At 32.5% G+C, this 20,653-nt stretch carries 23 protein-coding genes; 18 read left to right on the top strand and 5 right to left on the bottom strand.

What is annotated here, in order from left to right:
* Positions 1–41 precede the first annotated feature (41 nt).
* Entirely contained in the window at positions 42–698 is a 657-nt protein-coding gene (locus EP747_RS20320; RefSeq protein ID WP_129691887.1) for an HAD family hydrolase, read from the top strand.
* A 52-nt stretch (positions 699–750) separates the two neighbouring features.
* Here EP747_RS20320 and EP747_RS20315 read toward each other — a convergent pair whose 3' ends face one another.
* Positions 751–2,265, bottom strand: coding sequence for an MDR family MFS transporter (locus EP747_RS20315; RefSeq protein WP_129691886.1), 1,515 nt, complete (start codon positions 2,263–2,265; stop codon positions 751–753).
* Between the two features lie 473 nt (positions 2,266–2,738).
* Here EP747_RS20315 and EP747_RS20310 point away from each other — a divergent pair, with 473 nt between their 5' ends.
* The 6 genes from EP747_RS20310 (at position 2,739) to EP747_RS20290 (ending at position 5,839) form a co-directional block, all read left to right on the top strand.
* Complete coding sequence (locus EP747_RS20310) at positions 2,739–3,227, top strand: hypothetical protein (protein WP_129691885.1); 489 nt, start codon at positions 2,739–2,741, stop codon at positions 3,225–3,227.
* A 411-nt stretch (positions 3,228–3,638) separates the two neighbouring features.
* On the top strand, positions 3,639–4,085 hold the full coding sequence (locus tag EP747_RS20305; RefSeq protein ID WP_129691884.1) for a hypothetical protein: 447 nt from the start codon (positions 3,639–3,641) through the stop codon (positions 4,083–4,085).
* A gap of 79 nt (positions 4,086–4,164) precedes the next feature.
* Positions 4,165–4,398, top strand: coding sequence for a DUF3953 domain-containing protein (locus tag EP747_RS25450; RefSeq protein ID WP_129691883.1), 234 nt, complete (start codon positions 4,165–4,167; stop codon positions 4,396–4,398).
* 279 nt (positions 4,399–4,677) lie between these two features.
* Positions 4,678–5,166, top strand: a complete 489-nt coding sequence (locus tag EP747_RS20295) for a DinB family protein (protein WP_129691882.1) — start codon at positions 4,678–4,680, stop codon at positions 5,164–5,166.
* 126 nt (positions 5,167–5,292) lie between these two features.
* Positions 5,293–5,469, top strand: a complete 177-nt coding sequence (locus EP747_RS24380) for a hypothetical protein (protein ID WP_165347179.1) — start codon at positions 5,293–5,295, stop codon at positions 5,467–5,469.
* Positions 5,470–5,638: 169 nt separating this feature from the next.
* Entirely contained in the window at positions 5,639–5,839 is a 201-nt protein-coding gene (locus EP747_RS20290) for a cold-shock protein (protein WP_069032402.1), read from the top strand.
* A 177-nt stretch (positions 5,840–6,016) separates the two neighbouring features.
* Here the strand turns inward: EP747_RS20290 and EP747_RS20285 are convergent, their stop codons facing one another.
* Positions 6,017–6,184 carry a DUF3934 domain-containing protein gene (locus EP747_RS20285; protein ID WP_129691881.1) on the bottom strand — a complete coding sequence of 56 codons (168 nt, stop codon included), beginning with the start codon at positions 6,182–6,184 and terminating at the stop codon, positions 6,017–6,019.
* Positions 6,185–6,520: 336 nt separating this feature from the next.
* Here EP747_RS20285 and EP747_RS20280 point away from each other — a divergent pair, with 336 nt between their 5' ends.
* From EP747_RS20280 to EP747_RS20270, 3 genes are all read left to right on the top strand, one after another.
* Positions 6,521–6,808 (top strand): hypothetical protein, encoded by a 288-nt coding sequence (locus tag EP747_RS20280; protein ID WP_129691880.1) that lies wholly within the window; start codon positions 6,521–6,523, stop codon positions 6,806–6,808.
* Between the two features lie 561 nt (positions 6,809–7,369).
* On the top strand, positions 7,370–7,705 hold the full coding sequence (locus EP747_RS20275; protein ID WP_129691879.1) for an ArsR/SmtB family transcription factor: 336 nt from the start codon (positions 7,370–7,372) through the stop codon (positions 7,703–7,705).
* A 40-nt stretch (positions 7,706–7,745) separates the two neighbouring features.
* Entirely contained in the window at positions 7,746–8,744 is a 999-nt protein-coding gene (locus EP747_RS20270) for an NADP-dependent oxidoreductase (protein ID WP_129691878.1), read from the top strand.
* Positions 8,745–8,980: 236 nt separating this feature from the next.
* On the opposite strand, the gene EP747_RS20265 is transcribed toward EP747_RS20270, so the two are convergent.
* Together EP747_RS20265 and EP747_RS20260 are read right to left on the bottom strand one after the other, a co-directional pair.
* Positions 8,981–10,282 (bottom strand): P-loop domain-containing protein, encoded by a 1,302-nt coding sequence (locus tag EP747_RS20265; RefSeq protein WP_129691877.1) that lies wholly within the window; start codon positions 10,280–10,282, stop codon positions 8,981–8,983.
* Positions 10,283–10,333: 51 nt separating this feature from the next.
* On the bottom strand, positions 10,334–10,612 hold the full coding sequence (locus EP747_RS20260; RefSeq protein WP_129691876.1) for a hypothetical protein: 279 nt from the start codon (positions 10,610–10,612) through the stop codon (positions 10,334–10,336).
* A 746-nt stretch (positions 10,613–11,358) separates the two neighbouring features.
* On the opposite strand from EP747_RS20260, the gene EP747_RS20255 reads away from it, so the two are divergent.
* Complete coding sequence (locus tag EP747_RS20255) at positions 11,359–11,934, top strand: LysE family translocator (protein WP_129691875.1); 576 nt, start codon at positions 11,359–11,361, stop codon at positions 11,932–11,934.
* A 25-nt stretch (positions 11,935–11,959) separates the two neighbouring features.
* A complete protein-coding gene (locus tag EP747_RS20250; protein ID WP_129691874.1) occupies positions 11,960–12,736 on the top strand; it encodes a helix-turn-helix domain-containing protein in 777 nt (258 codons plus the stop codon).
* Between the two features lie 254 nt (positions 12,737–12,990).
* Here EP747_RS20250 and EP747_RS20245 read toward each other — a convergent pair whose 3' ends face one another.
* Positions 12,991–13,914, bottom strand: coding sequence for a DMT family transporter (locus tag EP747_RS20245; RefSeq protein WP_129691873.1), 924 nt, complete (start codon positions 13,912–13,914; stop codon positions 12,991–12,993).
* A 229-nt stretch (positions 13,915–14,143) separates the two neighbouring features.
* Here EP747_RS20245 and EP747_RS20240 point away from each other — a divergent pair, with 229 nt between their 5' ends.
* The 6 genes from EP747_RS20240 (at position 14,144) to EP747_RS20215 (ending at position 20,595) form a co-directional block, all read left to right on the top strand.
* Positions 14,144–14,629, top strand: a complete 486-nt coding sequence (locus EP747_RS20240) for an Lrp/AsnC family transcriptional regulator (RefSeq protein WP_098863106.1) — start codon at positions 14,144–14,146, stop codon at positions 14,627–14,629.
* 471 nt (positions 14,630–15,100) lie between these two features.
* Positions 15,101–16,366 carry a S1C family serine protease gene (locus EP747_RS20235; RefSeq protein WP_165347177.1) on the top strand — a complete coding sequence of 422 codons (1,266 nt, stop codon included), beginning with the start codon at positions 15,101–15,103 and terminating at the stop codon, positions 16,364–16,366.
* A 581-nt stretch (positions 16,367–16,947) separates the two neighbouring features.
* A complete protein-coding gene (locus tag EP747_RS20230) occupies positions 16,948–17,721 on the top strand; it encodes an SDR family oxidoreductase (RefSeq protein WP_129691871.1) in 774 nt (257 codons plus the stop codon).
* 36 nt (positions 17,722–17,757) lie between these two features.
* Positions 17,758–18,507, top strand: coding sequence for a 2-phosphosulfolactate phosphatase (locus tag EP747_RS20225; RefSeq protein WP_129691870.1), 750 nt, complete (start codon positions 17,758–17,760; stop codon positions 18,505–18,507).
* A 62-nt stretch (positions 18,508–18,569) separates the two neighbouring features.
* Positions 18,570–19,808, top strand: coding sequence for an acyl-CoA dehydrogenase family protein (locus tag EP747_RS20220; RefSeq protein WP_129691869.1), 1,239 nt, complete (start codon positions 18,570–18,572; stop codon positions 19,806–19,808).
* Between the two features lie 34 nt (positions 19,809–19,842).
* Positions 19,843–20,595, top strand: a complete 753-nt coding sequence (locus EP747_RS20215; protein ID WP_129691868.1) for an SDR family NAD(P)-dependent oxidoreductase — start codon at positions 19,843–19,845, stop codon at positions 20,593–20,595.
* Positions 20,596–20,653 lie beyond the last annotated feature (58 nt).

Here is a 20,653-nt window from a genome sequence, read left to right as displayed (position 1 = left end):
AATATAGTAAAATTGTTTAATTAAAGAAAAGGAGAAAGGGAATGATTAAAGCTGTAATATTTGATTTTGATGGTTTAATTGTCGATACTGAGTCTGTTTGGTTCGAAGCATATAAGGAAGTATTACATCGGTATGAAGTGGAGTTAACTCTTCAAAAGTTTTCAGAAGCTGTAGGAACAAGTGATGAAATTTTATTCGATTTTATTAATTCAAATTTAAAAGAACCAATTGAAAAAGAACTGATCGAACAAATGGCTAAAGAGCTAGTCGATGAGAAACTACTTGAGCCGGCACTAAGAGAAAGCGTAGAAGACTATTTAATTTCAGCAAAAAATGCGGGGTTACAAATAGCTTTGGCTTCTAGCTCATCTAGAGAATGGGTAGAAAGCTTCTTAAAAAAATTAAATATTTATGAATACTTTTCAGTAATTAAGACGAAAGATGATGTAAAGAAAGTTAAACCAGATCCGGAGCTATATTTAAAAGCGATTGAGGAAATTGGAGTTCAAGCATCAGAGGCTATCGCATTTGAAGATTCGTTGAATGGATTAATCGCTGCAACGAAAGCAGGATTAAACTGTGTAATTGTTCCGAATCAAGTTACCTCACATTTAGAGTTTGAGAATCATAGTTTAAGATTATCATCTATGGCAGAAAAATCTTTAGAAGATGTAATTAAGCATATAACAAACAAGTAATATAGATTAAAAAAAGTAAAACCATTCCAAAAAAATTGGAATGGTTTTTTTGTTAAATAGAATTTACTTCTTTTACTTCACTTGCTTCATCTTTCTTTATTAAAATTTCCTTTTTCAGACCCCAACAAATTAAAAATGTTAAAATGGCAAGTGCGAAAGATACCCAATATAAATCCTGGAATGCATGAGTAAAGACTGTTTTTACTTTTTCAAGTAAGTTAGGATCAAGATTAGATGGAATCATACCATTTTGTACATTTTTTAATTGTAGTAATTGATCCACGGTAAGACTTCCAGTTAGTGATTTCATCCCTGATGTAATTTTAGAAGCTAATAGAGAACCAAATAAACTAAAGCCAATCGTCATACCAATGGATTGAAATAACATAACGGCAGATTGAGCAATCCCTACATTTTCCTTTTCAACTGATTCTTGAACAATTAATGCATTGTTAAATAGTGCACCGAATCCAAGTCCGAGAATAATGAAATAAATAACGAATGTAATAATTGAAGTGTGAGCCGTAATACCTGTAAGTAAATAGAAACCGATCATTGGTATAATAAATGAAACACCGTAAATATTTCGATAAGAGAATTTATTCATTACTCGACCAGCAACTACACTTGCACCCATTGCACCAACCATAATAGGTAAATTTAAATAGCCAGATTCAGTAGGTGTTAAACCGAGTACATTTTGCGAGAAGAATGGGAAAGATGAAAGTGACCCCATTATCGCAAGAACAAATACAAATACAAGAGCCGAAATGACAACAAAGTTTCTATTTTTAAATAAGTGCAATGGGATAATTGGCTCTTTTGCTTTTGACTCTACAAAAATAAATAATCCAAGTAAAATGGTTCCTAAAATTAGTAAACCGATCATTTGAGGATCACTCCATGCATATCCTTCTGTTTGATGAAGTACAGGAGTGAGCAGATAACTGATTAACATGGTAACTAGTAAGATCCCACCAAACCAGTCGATATTGATTTTTTTGTCTACTTTCGTTTCGTTTAATCCTAAAGCTAATAAAATTGCAGCTAAAACTCCTACTGGAATATTTACTAAGAAGATCCAGTGCCATGAAATATGCTGTACAAAATATCCTCCAATGAGCGGTCCAAGTAGTTGAGGTATAAACATGACAGCTCCAAAAATACCTTGTAGCTTCGCACGCTGTTCAACTGGGAAGCTGTCTCCGAAAATGACCATCGCGAGTGGCATTAAACCGCCGGCACCAATCCCTTGGATCCCACGTCCAATTAAAAGGACTTCCATTGATTGAGCTGTACCACTAATAATTGATCCAGCCATGAATAATCCCATACTAAATAAATATATTTTTTTTCGACCATATAAATCCGCAAGTTTGCCGAGTATCGCCATAAAAGAGGTCATCGAAAGCATGTAAACTCCACCAACCCAGCCGTAAAGCGCTAAACCTCCTAAATCTCTAATAATCGTTGGCATAGCAGTTGCAACGACTGTCTCATCAAGCTCTGAGAAGATGACACCAATCATTAGTCCTATTAATATAAGAGTCTTGTTATTTTCTTTCATCCTTTTCCTCCTTATGACCTTTCAATATTATTCAATGGATTCATTGAATACTTAAAAAAGAAGAACATGTAATATTATAAAGCTAATGTGAATGAAGCTTTTTATAGTTAAAATCTAAGCATAGTGATTTTCTAATTGATTATCATTTCATCGTCTTAAATCATTTTTAATTCTTTATACCTAAATTTAAAGATGAAATCTAAATTTCAAGAAAAAAAGTCAATTCTACCATTTTCTTCTACTTTATTTATTCTTTACTTCGCTTAAAAATCCTTTAGGTAGTAACTCTCATCTTTGTAGTTGTTTGAAATATATTTTGCCAAAAAATTAGAAAACTTGTTTTTACACAAGCTAATTCTAAAATTATAAGAAAAATGCAAATTTCCCCCAAATTACAAAAATTGAATGGTTAGATATAATTAAACTTATTATTTTATTTACAAGTTATTTATAACTAAATGGGGATGAATTTGATGAATCAAAAAAATATAGAATTGATGGAGAGTAAAAAAGAAATTTTGGAAGATATAAAAAAACTATATCGAATTAAGCCAGTAACTGCGATCATCGTCACAATTTTTACAACTTTTATTTTGATGATGTTAATGGGTACGGTTATGGGCTTCGGAAAAAATCTAAAATCAGATTATTTTGGGGCATTTAGCAATTTGTTCTTAATATGGAACTTGGGATTTGGCCTATTTCAAGGAATTTGGCGATTTTCTAACTCTCGAAAGATAAACAAATTGCTTTTCCCAAAACTTGAGCAATTTATAAATAAAAGTGATGATAAAAGTTATGATGAAACCGAAAAAGAAGTATATGAAATGGTTAAATCGGCATATGGAGGTTACACAGAAAAATATAATAAACTTAATAAAATTTACTGGTTTAGTATAAAATTGAGTTTTGGTGTGCCTCTAATTGCACTAGTAATTTGGCTTGTAATAAATAAAATCTAGGGTGATTTTATTGTTTAAAAGAACATTGATAATATTACAGATAGGAGAGGGACCTAATATAATGAAATTTAGAGATCGGTTTTTCAAGAATAGAGTAAAGCCAATAGTAATTGCTCTTATGATATTGTCAATCCCATTATTCATATTTTTAATTTTATCTTTTACATTGTACCCTGTAAATTTTTTCTATGAGGGAATCGCACAAAGTATTTTTTCAATTTTTATGTTATTAATGGGGATAGAACAATTTCTTTTGGGTAAGAAAAGAATGTCAATTGTCTTTTTTGTCTTAACGGTTTTATTAATTTCTGTTGCAGTAGAAAGCTTTTATTTATCACAATTACATAACTAATTATTGAACTAAAGCATGTAATCGTTACATTTAAATAGATGATTTGGTGGTGAGTAAAAATGGAATGGAATGAAATTAAAACAACGGAAGATATAAAAAACCTTTTAATACTATTTGGAGGATTCCATGATAGTTGTTTAAAAGAATTATATTTATGGACAGATAGTTACGTGGATGAAGAGTTATCAATGGCAATGTCATCAGGTACTAACGTAAGGATACTATTTCAAAGACAGTTTAATAATATCTCAGCAATAGAATTATTATTTGAAGGTGTAAGAAAATTCCACATTTCACCACCTCTAGAAGATTATGATTCAATAATTTACGGTGCAACATTGTTTTTTGAAGAAGGATTATTTTACTGGGCTGATGATAGTAGTTGGAGTCCAAAGAAGAATATTGGGTATGATGTAAGTTGGATCTCATCAAAAAGACTCAAATGGAGAGACGTTAGTTCATGGATGGGAGAAGATATGAGATATGGTGTAATCAGAGAGAATTAATTGTGTTAACCTGATTCAACTACCACAATCTTTTGTTGGGTTTAATTACAATGCTAATCGTACGGAGGAAATAATTCGAATGCTAAAAATTTTAAGAATGATATTTATATTAATAATTTTAATATTATCTATTTTTGGCTTAATAACTCATAAGTCAGGATTACTCCCTTATATGCACTTTTTCCTAGCAGCATTGTTCTTGTTAGCGTGTATACCTGAATTTAAACAAAAACAAAAAAAATTGGGATATATTTATTTCATAGTTTCCATGCTTGGTTTCATTGTATCAATGCAAGAATTCTTATATAACTAGCATCCATAAGTTGAAAATCATAAACTGCTTAATTGCAGTTTTTTTTATTTAAGTAAAAGGAAGGATCGTTTAATAATTAAAGGATTTTATAATCTTAAATGGAATTATAAAAATTAATTGATTGTGTCGTTATGCTGGAAGAAAAAAATTACTTTTATCAAGAAAAATGTTAATGGTATTGGCATGACAAATTAATTAGTGACCTACCTACAACACGCTGCAAAAGAATTTTGGTAAACGGGATTATCTAGTTTAGGGATTGAATGGAGGAAATAGAAAATGGATGTAAAAACACTTTTGTTACAGCAATGGGCAAGCTGTTTGGATGCAGAAGACTGGTTTCCACCACTTGAAAAAGTGTTAAAGGATGTCACTTTTGAACAGGCAATTTGGAAACCAACTGATGAGGCAACGAATTCCATTTGGGAATTAGTTTGTCATCTACTATTCTATGAAAAGAGACTTCTGTTGCGATTTCTAGGTGAAACAGCGAATGAACCACAGGCAGAAAATAATAAAGATACATTTCGATTACCAACTGAGACGGTTAAAAATTGGCAGAAAACAAAAGAAGAATATTTTTATACTCATCGTGAACTTGAAAAAATACTAGCAAAATCAGAACACGAAGATTTGTATAGACAGATCCCAGGAGAAAGATCATTAGTACTTGAACTGAAGAGTTTAGCTATGCACGACGCATATCATATTGGGCAAATTGTATTAATAATTAAATTGCAAGGAGTTTGGGCAGGGAAACGAAGCTAATAAAAATAGGAGTCGATAATGATGACGACTCCTATTTTACTTCTGGAGATTAGTTCATCAAAGAATTTAAAGTACTTTTGTTGAAGGTGGTTTTAATATAGATTGAGTTTGAAAAGGAGTGTGCCAATGGATAATTTTAGTTTAATCATTACGATACTACAATTGATAATTCTAATTTTAGTAGTATATATAGTGATTATGATGATTAAAAAAGTAAGATTATTTGCAACAAATAATTTGTTTATTTCTAATAAAAAAATTGAAGAATTACAGAAAAGAATAAGTAATTTAGAGAAAAAATAGTGATACTCTCTTATACAATATAGGAAAAAATAGTTATACAATAATGGACTTTTAATTAGCAAATTAATTAGTTATTTCATTTTTTTTGATGGAAATTTGATAATTCATATCTATATTGTTAAAATTGAAATATTACAATGTGTGTAAGCCACACTGGGAGGTAACAAAAATGGAACATGGTAAAGTAAAATGGTTTAATGCAGAAAAAGGATTTGGATTTATTGAGCGTGAAAATGGTGATGATGTATTCGTACATTTCTCAGCAATTCAAACTGATGGATTCAAATCATTAGATGAAGGTCAAGCCGTTACGTTTGAAGTAGAACAAGGTCAACGCGGACCACAAGCAACTAATGTTAAAAAGGCTTAGTTGACTAAAAAGAGTCGTATTCTAAAAAGTAGAATCCGACTCTTTTTATGTCTTTTAAATTAAAAACCCCTATTCAACAAAGAATAAGGTAAAATCTAACGTGGATCTTGGTAAAGAAAATGGTTTAAAGTATTATAGGCCATATAAAATGAATATACAAATAATCATCGAATATAATTAGACATTTGAATTATTATTAGTTGTTTTGGAATTGCCCTTATTTTTAGTACCTTTGCTAACATATGGCTTCGCATTCTTTGCTTTTTTTGCACTAGCTTGCCACCTATTCCAACCCTTCTTATCTGTACCTCTACCTGTACCGCCCTTAGCTTTAGCTTTACTCATATAAACACCTCATATCTATTATACACTAAGTACCATACAGTTTTTCAGTAATTTCCAACTAACTCGTGAGATGAACAAGAATAGAGCAATCAATATATTCAAAAAGAGCACATTTATATTTAACTTTATTGTGAATGAACGAAAGCATACTTAGTTACTTAAGGAATTAATTACCAATAACTATTGTTTTTAATATTTGAGATAATTTATTTATATTTAACTTTGTAAACCCAAGGGGGATATATTATAAAGAAACAAAATTTAATTCTTAATGTATTATTTTTAATAAGCACAATTTTTATTGCAATTATTTTAGTTAAGGACATTGATGATTCATTGTCTAATAAGTTTGTTATAGGCTATGTAGTATTTTTACTATTATATTTTTTATTTTTATTATTTAAAGTGATTTCAAAGTTAAGTAAATTAAAACGAACTGAAATTAAAAAGCGAATTTTAAAGTTTATTATTTGTTTTATTGTAATTATTGCTACGAATTATATTTTCAACTATATATTTCAACTTTCAGAAATTGATGATCTTAATTTTGGTACAGCTTTAGGCTTAAGTTTAGGCATATCATTTTTTGATTTAGCATTCTTAAATAAGAAAGAAAGCAAATAGAAAATTATGCATCTAAAGCAAGCTTTTTTTGTATAGACTCAAATGTAAGATTTAAGGATAAGAGGGAACAAATGATGAAAAGCATTAAAACTATGAAAATATTAGGTGTGTTCTTTATTGTATGTGGGATAATCCTAACATGCATTGTTTCTTATTACTTTAGACATCAATCTTCTAGCATTGGATTGATAACAACTTTTTTAGGTGTATATTTTTTAAAGAGATATAAACTAGCCAAAGAAATAGCTAAAAAAGAAATATTGTTAGTTATTTTAGTGTACATATTAGTAATATTAATCGAAGTATTCTTACTTTATTTTTGAGATGTTTTTTTAGAAAGTTCGAATTTAAACATTCATTCCTTATTCAACTAACGCATTGCGTTTGTTACATATGAACTAAAAAAAACGATTTCCAAATGTGGAAATCGTTTTTTTTATAAATTGATTCGTCTCGATTTTCTTTCTCAATATTGCATGGAATTCAACAATAGTATATTGTTTTCGGTACAATGGTTCATCAACTTAAACAATTAAACCGATTTGTGGAGGAACTAATTGAATGAACAAATTTGACCAACTAAATAAAATCAAAGAGGATTTTATTAATTGCCAAAAAGTGCTATTGGCGATTGGAGATGAAACTCGTCAATCCATCTTGTTAGTTTTAATGGGAACTGATTGTCAAACAGGATTACGGGTAGGTGAAATTACTAAACAAACACATCTTTCTCGTCCTGCTGTGTCACATCATCTTAGGATTTTGCGAGATGCTGGTGTAATTTTAATGCGTAAAGAAGGGACAAAGAATTTTTATTTTATTGATGTACGAACAAAATTAGGTTTATTAAAAGATCTTGTGAAGGACATTGAAGAGCTAATGCAAAAATTTTATTGACACCTAGTAATGAAACGTCTGCTATTTGGAGGGATAGAAAATGAAAGCAATGGTTATTGAACGGTATGGAAAAGTCCCGATGCGTATGGTAGAAATGACGATACCTGACATTGGAGAAAATGAAGTTCTTGCAGAAATACATGCAGCTAGTATTAACCCTGTTGATTTTAAGATACGAGATGGAAAAGTCAAAATATTACTAAAATATAAAATGCCACTTATCCTTGGAAATGACTTTTCTGGAGTGGTAGTAAAGGTTGGTGCAAAAGTAACTCGTTTTAATGTTGGAGATGAAATATATGGGCGTCCACGTAAACAGAAAATGGGAACGTTTGCTGAATATATTGCAGTTCATGAAGAGGATATAGCGTTAAAACCTAAAAATTTGAACTTTGAGGAAGCAGCATCAATCCCTCTCGTTGGATTAACCTCATATCAAGCACTGCATGACATCCTTCAAATACAGAAAGGACATAAGATTTTAATTCATGCTGGATCTGGCGGTGTCGGTACCTTTGCTATTCAGCTCGCAAAACTAATGGGTGCTACCGTTGTAACAACTGCAAGTGAAAAAGGGATGGATTTGGTAAAATCTCTTGGTGCAGATGAAGTTATCAACTACAAAAGTACAAAATTTGAAGAAAAATTAAAAAATTATGATGCGGTATTTGATACACTTGGGGGAGAGACACTAGAAAAATCATTTAATGTTCTAAAAAACGGTGGGAAAATTGTTTCCGTTTCAGGATTACCTAACGCTCGATTTGCTAAAGAATATGGTTCTGGATTTTTTAAAACAATGTTATTTTCAGCAGCAAGCTATAAACTAACTATGCTTGAAAAAAAGTATAATGTTCAATATACATTTTTGTTTATGAAGCCAAGTGGAGATCAATTACGTATTATATCAAACTATATTGAATCAGGAAAAATTAAACCCATAATTGATAAAGTTTTTTCTTTTAAAGATGCTCAAAAGGCGATGGAATATTCAGAATTAGGAAGAGCTAAAGGGAAAATAATTTTAAAAATTAGATAGATAACAAATTTTTTTAGAATGCAAGTTTGATGTAAGTTATTAACTCGGAACATGGTCAAAGGAGTTCCACCCAAATGAAAAAAGTGTTAAATAGATCAGTCCTTATGCATTTACCACTAGCATTAGTTGAACAAAACTAGCAGCCATAAGCTGCTAGTTTATTTAATTAATAGCTACTTCTTTCACTAATTAACCTAACTGTTTGATTATCAAGATAATTAATACTTAAATCGTAATTAAAGGTGCTCAGAAGGCTCAGGCTGAATAAAATTCAAATGCTTCATTCGATTTATAACAGATAATACTTCATTAATTCTAGGTAATTCAAGCCATCTTTCGAAACCAGGAAAAAAGGAAGAGAATACAATATCCACTCCTTCTCTCTCCATTTCTTCGAGAGCTTTTTGGATCTTTTCATAAAGAAAAATGGTGCGATCCTGATTTCTTATAGCTATTTTTCGGATTAAAAAGGCAATCGCTGCAAGCTGTGCGTGTGATGTGATATTGTAAAGCCCTCTAATATCAATTTGTTCATCACCTATCATCATGTATCCCATGGTTGAAACGATCAGCTTCTCTGTACCACTGCCCTGTGGATAGCTCGAAAAGTGATCGGTAGTTATTTTTCTTTCTATCTCCCAATTTGTATGGGGGATACGCTCGCGAGGTTTTTCGTGTTCACATAAATTTTTTGCTTCCTGGGTTGCGTTTTTTGGAACAAAATTGTCCATCAAGATGATTTGATCGGCTACGGATAAAAATTCACTGCTACCTCCAATAACAAGAATGGAAGATACGCCAACAGCCTCATAAAGTTCCCTGACACGTTCCGTAAAAGGTGTAATAGGTTCACGCTTGATTAATGAACGCATTTTGATGTCTTGAATCATAAAATTGGTCGCACTTCTGTCTTCATCAATAAGAAGAAGCTTACACCCGTAGTTGATTCCCTCCATAATATTTGCGGCTTGAGATGTGGAACCGGATGCGTAGTCAGTCGAAAACTGTTCAGCCGAACTGTTGGGTATCCATTTTATAAATGGCGTTATATTGATATTTTTTATAGAACGACCTTCCTCTGCAGATATTTCCATTGCACTTCGATCTGTAATCACAAATTCACGTCCGTCGCCTTTGATGTGATTGTAAATCCACGAATTTAGTGCATCCAGCAATGTGCTTTTACCCGAATAACCACCGCCGGTGATGACTGTCACACCTTGTTTTATTCCCATTCCTCGCAAACCACAAATTTCAACTTCAACATCTTCCGGGGATTTAAAAGGTAAGGCACTCTCTAGTGGCCCGCTATTGTCTTTATTTCTTGGTAAAATGCTGCCATTCCCAATAAATGCACAATAACCACTGGATTTTAGCCATTCACGAATCATATTTTGTTTTTTTACCAATTCATTGGCAGCATTTAATTTGATTAAATCAAACTTGGCAATAAACTTCTCCACTTCTTTTGGAAGCATTTTGCAGAGCATGCGCATAGCTTTATTATTATCCTTGAATGGAAGTTGAACTGTAATCATTATGCATAAATACAATTTATCCGAGATGGCTTCGACAAAGGATGCATTACGTTACAACAATACATTGGTAGGACGGAAACAATAAAAAGCACCATTCTCTTTATCAGTACGTGAACTGTTATAAATCACTTCATTTAATGCCTCAATATGATCAACCCACACTCTTAATGCAAAATCTGAGAGAACAACTTGATTCATATTTTCATATAAGCCGAGACGGTCAAATGGTATTTTTATGGTGATACATGGTTTATCGAGTGTGAGTTTATGTGTCCTTTCTATATAATAGGCAATATCATTATTCCAATACGTTGGGTCTTCATAAATCATACTGTAAGATGATTGTCCTGATTGTAATGAGCGGAAATATTGAGCGAGTCTTTTAATAAAGCATCATCCTTTCATATTTGGAAAGCTGTGTATAACGGAAAACGAATCCGAAGTTGAAACGATATCCCAAGAAGGGGAGCCCTTATCCTTTGGAACAAGGTAACGACTAATCGGATTTCCGTGGAAAATGAATTCCATCCTGAGTAATTCAAGTTCAATAAATATCCCCCCTAATAGAGTTCAGATCAATTCGAAAGAAAAAGACCTAATCAACTTCAAAATAAAACCAATTTTGTGACCTTTACCAACCTTTTGTCCAAAAAAAATGACAGCCTCTCCATAAGTGGCTGTCATAGGTCGGCAAGAAAGCTTGTTCTTTCTGCCTAAATATAAAAGCTCTGAGAGTGAGTCCTACCCTCAGAGCTTAATTTATTAGTAAAAGAATAACTAAAAAGCAATATGATGAGGATAAAATGTATATTTTTTTGTATTCATTTTCCTCACCTCGTTATGATTTATTTTAAAGCAAAGCAATCGTAACATTAATTTAACTATCTGACAAGAGGTCATCATATCTTGTTTTTTTGCAAAAATTTCCCTAATTATTGAAGTAAATCAGGGATTTAAGGTACCAGCACCCAATATTTGTGGTATTAATTTATAGAATAAATCTGCAATAATATACTATATAGCATTCAAATTGAAGATGTAAAATGAAATGAGAATAACTTGAAAGGAGTTACCTCATGAATTTTACATCTTTTGTATTATATTGTTTTATTGTTACTTTTACACCAGGTCCTACTAATATCGTAATATTATCGACAGTGCATAATAATGGGACAAAGAAGGCGTTGGAATATTCGTATGGTGCAACGCTTGCTTTTGGTATATTACTTTTAATTTCTGGTATGTTAAACACTATGCTGATAGGGATTATACCAAAAATTTTAAATCTTATGCAGGTTATAGGAAGCGTTTATATGATTTATCTTGCTTATCAAATTTACAAAATGGATTCATCAAATTCATCCGAAAAGCAATCAGGTACCTTTATGTCAGGCTTTCTTATGCAGTTTTTAAATCCAAAGGTAGTCCTATTTACAATGACAGTCATTCCTAGCTATATATTGCCCTATTATGTCAAAATGCCTGCAGTTACAATTAGTGTTATGGTGATCACAATCATCGGATTCTTAGCATTTATTACATGGGTTCTTTTCGGTTCCATCTTCAAAGTGTTTTTACAGAAACACAAAAAGACTGTTAATATCGTGATGGCATTATTCTTAGTTTATGCTGCAGTCATGATATGGATGTAAGTAAGCTGTTAAAGAGGTGAATTTAATGGAGAAATTTATCTATAAAAAATCATCAGGTATTACGGCGCTATCAGCAAGTATTACTGATTTTAAGTATAAAAAACACTCTCACAAGGAGTATGCAATAGGTGTTACATTACGTGGTATTCAACAGTATAATCTGGATGGAAGTTTACAGTTATCACATCAAAATGGTGTCATGCTTTTTAATCCTGAACAAGCACATGACGGAATGGCACATGATGAGTCTGGCATTGATTATGTCATGCTCTATATCGATCCACAATTGCTGTTAGAAGTAAATGAGAACAAGGATTTAGTACGTTTTTCAAACCCTATTGTGTATGATCATATTCTTGAACAAAAAATAGTAAGACTTTCTAATGCTATATTAAGTGAAAAAGATGAGGCATTTTGTAGTGAATTACTAGTATCTCTCACAGATAGTCTGATTAGAACTAATCTTTCATCAGATTATAAGAAAGATAACGCGCTAATGAAAAAAGCGAAGAATTTGATTCATACCAATTTGGAAAATGTTCTTAAGCTTGATGAGATATGTAATGAACTTAATTTATCGAAATTCAAGTTTATCAGATACTTTAAGACTCATACCGGAATATCACCGTATCAATACTTTCTTAACTGTAAGATTGAACGCGCAAAGCAGTTGATCGAAAAAAATAGAGATATTTATTCAGCAGTATCGGAGTGCGGCTTTGTAGATTTAACCCATTTAAATAAACATTTTAAGAGCGTATATGGAACAACAGCATATGAGTATATGTCTTATTTAGATTAAGGAGAATTTTGTAATTGGGGAGTTATTTCAAGGGGGAGAGGGTGAAAGTCTATATATCTTTAAGAAAACAAGAATAATATAAAAAGCCTGTATCTAAGATTACCAAGTAATCGTTGAAACAGGCTTTTTTTATATTTGTTAATTCAACTAACGGATATTCTTTGGAAGAACAATCTTCCCATCATAATAAACAAAACAGTTTTACTACCAATCTATTTTTAGTTAGATCACTTTAACCTATAACTGATAACACTTTATGCTGGAGATTTCATTGCTTTCTTTACAATCCGTTTGTTTTTAGAATTTCCATTTGTTTTAAAGTAAGTAAACAAGAAACTACCTAGTATAACGATCATGCTCCCAAGTCCTTGAACCCATGTCATTTTTTCATTTAATAAGAAAAACGCTAAAATGGCTGTGAAAATCGGATTGAAATTTAGGAAAATACCTGCTGAAGTTGCTCCAATTTTTTGGACACCAATATTCCAAAAGAGCATACATAAGACTGTTGAAATAATCCCAGTATATAAAATTGAGAAAATAAATGAGCCATTCATTTTTATAAGCGTAAAATCTGTGAGATTAAAAGGGATGATTACAACGAGTCCAAATATCCCTGAGTATAGTGTAGACAACATAGGTGATATAAGTCTTGTTGCCCATCTACTACAAACCGAATAGATTCCCCATATGCATACGGCAATGACCATCCATAAATCACCTAAGTTAAACTTCATTGAGAATAGTAGATTCATATCTCCTTTTGAAAGCACAAGAATAACTCCTAAGAAGGAAATAATCATCGAAAATATTTGTAAAAAGTTCATTCTTTCTTTTAAAAATAAAGATGAAAATAAAGCAATTGAAATTGTATTTAGGGTTGAAATTAATCCAACATTAGTTGCAGATGTCTTTTCTAATGCCATAAATTGAAAAAGATTAAAAAGAACAACACCTGTAACTCCCATCATGATTAATGGAAGAATAGCTTTACCTGGAGGTAAAATCTTCTTTTCTTTCCACCATACTATTGGTAATAATACGATAATTGCAATTCCCCATCTTAGAGTCGTCAAGGTCATTGGAGAAGCATGACCAACAAGGGATTTTCCAACGACAAAATTTCCTCCCCATAACAAACTTGTTAATAATAACAACAGTATATATATGATTGGCATATTTAAACCCCCTATTTCACTGTTCCTAAGGTTTAAAAAAGACTTTACACAGTGATTTCTTGCTTTTTTTAAATAGTTTAACATAATTGTTTATTTTACCGTAGATTATTTTGTATAATTGTATAAATACAAAATAATATTAATCAAAAGTATTATTTTGAGAAATATAATTCATTTTATATGTTGAATTCAAACCGTTTTCCGAATAATTGAAAGGGAGTAGATAATAGTGGAATATCAAGGAAATAAAGTGTTAGATGAAGTAGATCTTAAAATTTTAGATAAGCTACAAAAGGAAAGTCAAATAAGCAATACGGAACTAGCGCGACATGTGAACTTGTCACCACCAGCTACACATGCGAGAGTTAAACGATTAGAAAATGAAGGATATATCGATCGGCAAGTTGCGATCTTAAATCAAGAAAAGCTAGGATTTGACTTACTTTGTTTTATTTTTATCAATACAAATATCCATCAAGCCGATAAATTAGAAGTGTTAGAGAAAGAATTAAAATCCATGCCTCAAGTTTTAGAGTGCCACTTATTAACAGGAGAGTATGACTATCTTTTAAAAGTTGCGAACAGAGAACGAAAGGAATTGGAGAACTTTATTCGGAAGTTAAATCAACTTGGAATTACAAGAATTCAAACAAGTTTAGCTTTAAGAGAAATCAAAAATTCTACTGTTTTGCCGTTATGTGAAAAGGAAGAATAATATTTTTTATAAATAAAATTGTAAACATAACTGAGTGAACTTTCTCATATAAAAATTGGATCTGAGTTTTACTATCCTAAATCAGCAATCGATAAATGGTTAATAAATATAGATATAATTACGATCTCTTAATATAGTAAAAATAACATTTGAATTACCGTATTTTTAAAGAGGTAGAAGTTATTGTTGATTTTTTTGGCGAAGAAATTTTCAATAAATAATCTTTTTCTTAATTAATTACCATACAATAGTAGAAGAGTATAAGCTGCATAAATGCGGCTTTTTCTATTGCATGATGATAAAAAATATATAAAGACAAAATTTGTTTATTTGTGGCATGATTTCAGCTAAAGAATCGATTTATTTTATAGTGAAAATATGAGTAAGGGTGATATGTCATTTTTTTGCTTTTGTGTATGTACTCCCGATTTGGAGATGCTCGTAAGCAAAACAAATGAAAGGATGTTTGGAATGAAAAAAAAGGCATTAGTGACCATTCCATTTTGCATCGTGTTGGCGATCTTAATCGCTACATCGTTTGTGCTCACTTCAACTAAACCATCTGCCCCTAACGTACTCAAACCTCAGCAATTAGCTGAAACGACAAAGCCCGCGGTTGTTCGAATTGTTGATTATGCGATTGTGAAATGGACGATTACTTTAGATGATGAACGTGTGACAAGTGTGTTGAAGAAATGGGATTATAAAACCGAACTGGACGGTTTTGGATCAGGGGCTATTATTAATTCGGACGGCTATATTGTGACAAACGCTCATGTTCTCGTTTATTCTCACCAATTATCCGATCAAGATATTGTTTCTGAGGCATTTTCGATTCTCGTGGATGATGTTGCAACGGAAAATAATTGGACACACAAATACACAGATGCGTACTTGAAACAGTATACTAGTTACGAAATCTTCCAAAAAGGCGTCGATGTATACTTACCTACTGTCGATGATCCTATTAGCGCAGTCGTCAAAAGGTATCAACAACCTACCGATCATGGAAAAGATGTGGCCATCTTAGAAATCGACGGCTCCAACTATCCTACGATTCCACTTGGGAACAGTGACTCCATTCAAGATCAAGACAATATTTGGGTGATTGGCTACCCAGCTGCGGCGGATTCTGAATTGCTATCCATGCATAGTTATGTTATCCCCACGATGAATAAAGGGCAAATTTCAGCAATCTCAAAAACTACATTAGCTGGTAGCCCGGTCCTTCAAATCAATGCTGCATCTACCCATGGGAATAGTGGCGGACCCATCATCAACAACAAAGGACAATTGATTGGCTTACTCACCTTCCGAGGAGATACAGTGAATGATCAAGAAGTGCAAGGATTTCATTTTGCGGTACCTGTGAATACGTTGAAAAAAGTTGTCAATAAAGCGGACGTACATGACACTAAAAGCCAAACTGATAAATTGTTCAAAGAAGGATTAACTTTCTACTGGGCCGGCTATTACAAAGATGCACTGTTAAAATTCAAAGCAGTCCAACAAATCTATCCGAACCACCCAGAAGTAAAACGCTACATTCATGAATCGAAACAAAAAATGGGCTCAAGCAAAACACTTTGGGCTGATCACAAAACCAGTTTTTACATTCAAGATACTGTCGCAAGTATACTAATCCTCATTCTTCTTCTTTACACTTTCATGTTTAATAGTAAACATAAATCAAATACCACATCGAATCCACCATCAACCGATAATGTATCCGACTAAACTAGAGTCCAGCCCTCAATCAGTTTTGTAAACATCATAAATAAAGAAAAATGTATTTGAATAGATATAGTGCTTCATAATCAAAAACGGCTCCTTTTTGCTTATCGTAGGTTGCAATTGGATAAGAGGGATAATAAATCCTACCTAAACCAATTGTAGAGCTACAAACAAAAGGAGCCGTATAAATGAAGGATGGTCAATAATCTATAGGTTTATACGTTTCAAAAGATATTTTTACTTTTGGAATTAACTGTGAATGAAAGAACAACAAATAATGAAAATATCTAAAATACACCTATTAAAAAGGGGGATTTTGAAAAAGAAATGATAAAAAAATGTCATTTGAAACGATATCCTAACTAAAATAGTAAGCAAATAATCTAGTAAATATGAATATGGATAAAAAGTAACATAAAAAAATTAAATAACATTTAATATTGAATATTCAGAATTTATCTTGTATTATCTAATTAACAAACATACCGACTGGTTAGTATCTAAAAGTTTGTTTAAAAATGAAGCTAAAGTTTTGTGAAAATAGGGACTTTATGAAATAAATACTAATTTTAGGAGGATTTGAAATGCACGTAAAAGAGTTATTTGATTTAACTGGGAAAGTAGCAATTGTAACTGGTGGTGGACGAGGTCTTGGTGAACAAATAGCGAAAGGATTCGCTGAAGCAGGTGCAAATGTTGTACTTTGTTCAAGAAATGTAGAAGCATGCCAGGATATTAGTGAAGAATTGAAAAGTTTAGGTGTAGATTCTTTCGCATTGAAGTGTGATGTAACAAACAAAGAGGATGTGCAAAAAGTAGTTAACGAAACGAAAGATAAATTTGGCCGAATTGATATTTTAGTAAACAATAGCGGTGCTTCTTGGGGAGCACCTGCGGAAGAAATGCCATTAGAGGTATGGAATAAAGTAATGAATGTTAATGTTACCGGTACGTTTTTAATGTCTCAAGCAGTAGGGAAAATCATGTTAGAACAAAAATCTGGAAAAATTATAAACATTGCTTCTATTGCTGGCTTAGTGGGAACGAATCCAAAAGTAATGAATGCTGTTGGCTATAGTGCAAGTAAAGGTGCAGTGATCAGTTTTACAAAAGATTTAGCTGCGAAATGGGGTCCTAGTGGCATTTATGTAAATGCATTAGCTCCTGGATTTTTCCCAACGAAAATGTCTAAAGATGTTATTTCTCATGGTACGGATGAAATATTAGAATCTATACCACTTAAGAAATTTGGAAATGAAGACGAGTTAAAAGGTGCGGCTTTATTTTTAGCAGCGCCAGCTTCGAATTATGTGACTGGGTCTGTTCTAGTTGTTGATGGAGGAGCATCAGCCGTGTAATGTTTGAAACATCATAATCAAAAAGGAGTTTTGTAAATGGGCAAACTTCATCTTTTGATGAAAAAAGAAGAAATTGATGATCAAAAACTAAACGATGAAAAGATAGTAGTCGTTTTTGATGTATTACTTGCTACTTCAACCATTACAGCGGCATTAGCCTTTGGTGCTAAAGAGGTCATACCTGTTAAGAATGGACAAGAGGCAGTTCTTTTTACAAATAAAAATTTGGACAAAGAATATCTATTAATAGGGGAATATGAAGGGAATACAATTGAAGGTTTTCTATCTCCTAATCCATTAACATTAAAGAAAATTGTTACTGATCAGTCAATCGTTTTATCAACAACGAATGGAACCGTGGCGTTAAAAAATTCTCAAAATGCAAAGAAAGTATACGCTGCATCGATTTTGAATGCAAATGCAGTTGCAAATCACTTAAGACATTCCTACAAAGAGGAGTCTGTTATTATAGTATGTTCGGGGTCGTCAGGACATTTTAATATGGAGGACTTTTATGGAGCAGGTTATTTTATTGATTGCTTAGTAAATGAATCATGTCATTTCGATTTATCCGATGCAGCTAAGTCTGCCCATTATTTTTACTTAGGGTTGAAAGAAAAATGTAATGAGATTTTAGCGGAATCGACTGTTGGTAAAATGTTAATTCGTTATGGGTTTGAAGAGGAATTAAAATTTGTTTGTAGTAAAAGTATATTTAATGTTGTACCGATATTTACAGATGGTAAAAGCGTAATTAATGTCAATTTTTCAAAGGAAACTATTTAAATATTGTTCTATTAAACACGATAACTTGTTAGGCAAAAACTAGTTGTGAAAGGGATGATTAAATGGATTTTTTATATTCGCAAAAAAGTAAAGAGCTTCAATTAAAATTAACCAAATTTATGGAAACTTATGTTTATCCTAATGAGCGAATATATGAGCAGCAGTTAAATGCACAAGAAACTCGGTGGAGTGATGTACCTCCGATTATGGAAGAATTAAAACAAAAAGCAAAACAAGCAGGATTATGGAATTTATTTTTACCTGAAAGTGATCTAGGAGCAGGATTAACGAATTTAGAATACGCTCCATTATGCGAAATTATGGGGAGATCTATGATTGGACCAGAAGTGTTTAATTGTAGTGCACCAGATACAGGGAATATGGAAGTTTTAGAAAGATATGGTACGAAAGAGCAAAAGGAAAATTGGTTGGTACCACTTTTAAATGGTGAAATTCGCTCATGCTTTTCAATGACCGAGCCTGAGGTCGCTTCTTCTGATGCAACTAATATTGAAGCGAGTATCAAAAAAGAAGGTGATTATTATATCATCAATGGTAGAAAATGGTGGTCATCAGGAGCGGGGGATCCTAGATGCAAAATTGCAATATTTATGGGCAAAACGGACCCGGATGCACCAAAGTATGAACAGCAATCTATGATTCTAGTCCCGTTAAATACACCTGGAGTAAAAATCGAAAGGGTATTACCAGTATTCGGTTATGATCATGCACCGCATGGACATGCAGATATTACGTTTACAAATGTAAAAGTTCCTGCAAGTAATATTTTATGGGGAGAAGGGAAAGGATTTGCGATTGCACAAGGTAGACTTGGTCCAGGTCGCATCCACCATTGTATGAGATTGATTGGTGCTGCCGAACGGGCACTTGAAGAAATGTGTAAGCGTGTACAAAATCGAGCAGCATTTGGTAAGCCAATTGCAAATCAAGGAGTTATTCAAGAGTGGATTGCTAATTCAAGAATAGAAATAGAGCAAGCTAGATTACTAACCTTAAAGGCTGCATATATGATGGACACTGTTGGTAATAAAGAGGCAAAAGCAGAAATTGCAATGATTAAAGTCGTCGCGCCTTCAATGGCTTTACGAGTAATTGACCGCGCTATTCAAGCCTTTGGAGCTGCAGGTGTATCTGATGATTATACTTTAGCTGCTCAATGGGCAAATGCCAGAACGTTAAGATTAGCTGATGGTCCAGATGAAGTACATCGAGCGCAGTTAGCAAGATTAGAATTAAAAAAACATGTTACAGAAAAAAACTTCTCTACAATAAAAAGTTAATTCAAATAAAATGACAGATTGAGAGAGGATCGATATGAGACTAAAAGATAAAGTCGCAGTTATTACAGGCGGAGGTAGTGGGATTGGACGTGCTACTGCTTTCCGCTTCGCAAAAGAGGGAGCAAAAATTGTTATAGCAGACATTAATGAAGTTACTGGCGAAGAAACGCTAGGTGTAATAAAAGAACAAAATCAAGATGCTATTTTCGTTAAAACGAATGTTGCCGAAAGCAAAAGCATTCAAAATTTGATGAAGCGAGCTGTTGAACATTTTGGTAGAATTGATATTTTGTTTAACAATGCTGGAATTGGGAACTCTGAAGTAAGAAGTGTAGACTTAGCAGAAGAAGAATGGAATCAGGTAATCGATATTAATCTAAAAAGTGTATTTTTAGGCATAAAATATGCAATTCCTGAGCTGGAAAAATGTGGCAATGGTGTGATTATCAATACAGCTAGTTTACTAGGCTTAAAAGGAAGGAAATATGTAAGTGCTTACAATGCATCTAAAGGTGGAGTAGTATTATTAACGCAAAATGCAGCATTAGAGTACGGAAAATATAATATTCGAGTAAATGCAATTGCTCCAGGAATAATTGATACAAATATTATTAAGGAATGGAAAAATGATGAAAGAAAGTGGCCAATTTTATCCCGTGCAAATGCACTTGGCAGAATAGGGACTCCAGATGAAATCGCATCAGCTGCACTATTTTTAGCATCTGATGAAGCATCATTCGTGACTGGAGCAACGTTATCAGTTGATGGTGGAGGATTAATATTCTAATCTATTAGATTTGAAAAGTTGTTTAAAACAATATTCATGATCAGAAATGGAGAGTTAT

Source organism: Gottfriedia acidiceleris, from assembly GCF_004138285.1.
Classification (GTDB): Bacteria; Bacillota; Bacilli; order Bacillales; family Bacillaceae_G; genus Gottfriedia; species Gottfriedia acidiceleris_A.
Note: the sequence above shows the minus strand (reverse complement) of the source record. Positions and strands in the feature narration are given on the sequence as shown.

Coding starts and splice junctions, on each gene's coding strand:
- EP747_RS20320 (WP_129691887.1), top strand. CDS start 42: ATGATTAAAGCTGTAATATTTGATTTTGATGGTTTAATTGTCGATACT.
- EP747_RS20315 (WP_129691886.1), bottom strand. CDS start 2,265: ATGAAAGAAAATAACAAGACTCTTATATTAATAGGACTAATGATTGGT.
- EP747_RS20310 (WP_129691885.1), top strand. CDS start 2,739: ATGAATCAAAAAAATATAGAATTGATGGAGAGTAAAAAAGAAATTTTG.
- EP747_RS20305 (WP_129691884.1), top strand. CDS start 3,639: ATGGAATGGAATGAAATTAAAACAACGGAAGATATAAAAAACCTTTTA.
- EP747_RS25450 (WP_129691883.1), top strand. CDS start 4,165: ATGCTAAAAATTTTAAGAATGATATTTATATTAATAATTTTAATATTA.
- EP747_RS20295 (WP_129691882.1), top strand. CDS start 4,678: ATGGATGTAAAAACACTTTTGTTACAGCAATGGGCAAGCTGTTTGGAT.
- EP747_RS24380 (WP_165347179.1), top strand. CDS start 5,293: ATGGATAATTTTAGTTTAATCATTACGATACTACAATTGATAATTCTA.
- EP747_RS20290 (WP_069032402.1), top strand. CDS start 5,639: ATGGAACATGGTAAAGTAAAATGGTTTAATGCAGAAAAAGGATTTGGA.
- EP747_RS20285 (WP_129691881.1), bottom strand. CDS start 6,184: ATGAGTAAAGCTAAAGCTAAGGGCGGTACAGGTAGAGGTACAGATAAG.
- EP747_RS20275 (WP_129691879.1), top strand. CDS start 7,370: ATGAACAAATTTGACCAACTAAATAAAATCAAAGAGGATTTTATTAAT.
- EP747_RS20270 (WP_129691878.1), top strand. CDS start 7,746: ATGAAAGCAATGGTTATTGAACGGTATGGAAAAGTCCCGATGCGTATG.
- EP747_RS20265 (WP_129691877.1), bottom strand. CDS start 10,282: ATGATTACAGTTCAACTTCCATTCAAGGATAATAATAAAGCTATGCGC.
- EP747_RS20260 (WP_129691876.1), bottom strand. CDS start 10,612: ATGATTTATGAAGACCCAACGTATTGGAATAATGATATTGCCTATTAT.
- EP747_RS20255 (WP_129691875.1), top strand. CDS start 11,359: ATGAATTTTACATCTTTTGTATTATATTGTTTTATTGTTACTTTTACA.
- EP747_RS20250 (WP_129691874.1), top strand. CDS start 11,960: ATGGAGAAATTTATCTATAAAAAATCATCAGGTATTACGGCGCTATCA.
- EP747_RS20245 (WP_129691873.1), bottom strand. CDS start 13,914: ATGCCAATCATATATATACTGTTGTTATTATTAACAAGTTTGTTATGG.
- EP747_RS20235 (WP_165347177.1), top strand. CDS start 15,101: ATGAAAAAAAAGGCATTAGTGACCATTCCATTTTGCATCGTGTTGGCG.
- EP747_RS20230 (WP_129691871.1), top strand. CDS start 16,948: ATGCACGTAAAAGAGTTATTTGATTTAACTGGGAAAGTAGCAATTGTA.
- EP747_RS20225 (WP_129691870.1), top strand. CDS start 17,758: ATGGGCAAACTTCATCTTTTGATGAAAAAAGAAGAAATTGATGATCAA.
- EP747_RS20220 (WP_129691869.1), top strand. CDS start 18,570: ATGGATTTTTTATATTCGCAAAAAAGTAAAGAGCTTCAATTAAAATTA.
- EP747_RS20215 (WP_129691868.1), top strand. CDS start 19,843: ATGAGACTAAAAGATAAAGTCGCAGTTATTACAGGCGGAGGTAGTGGG.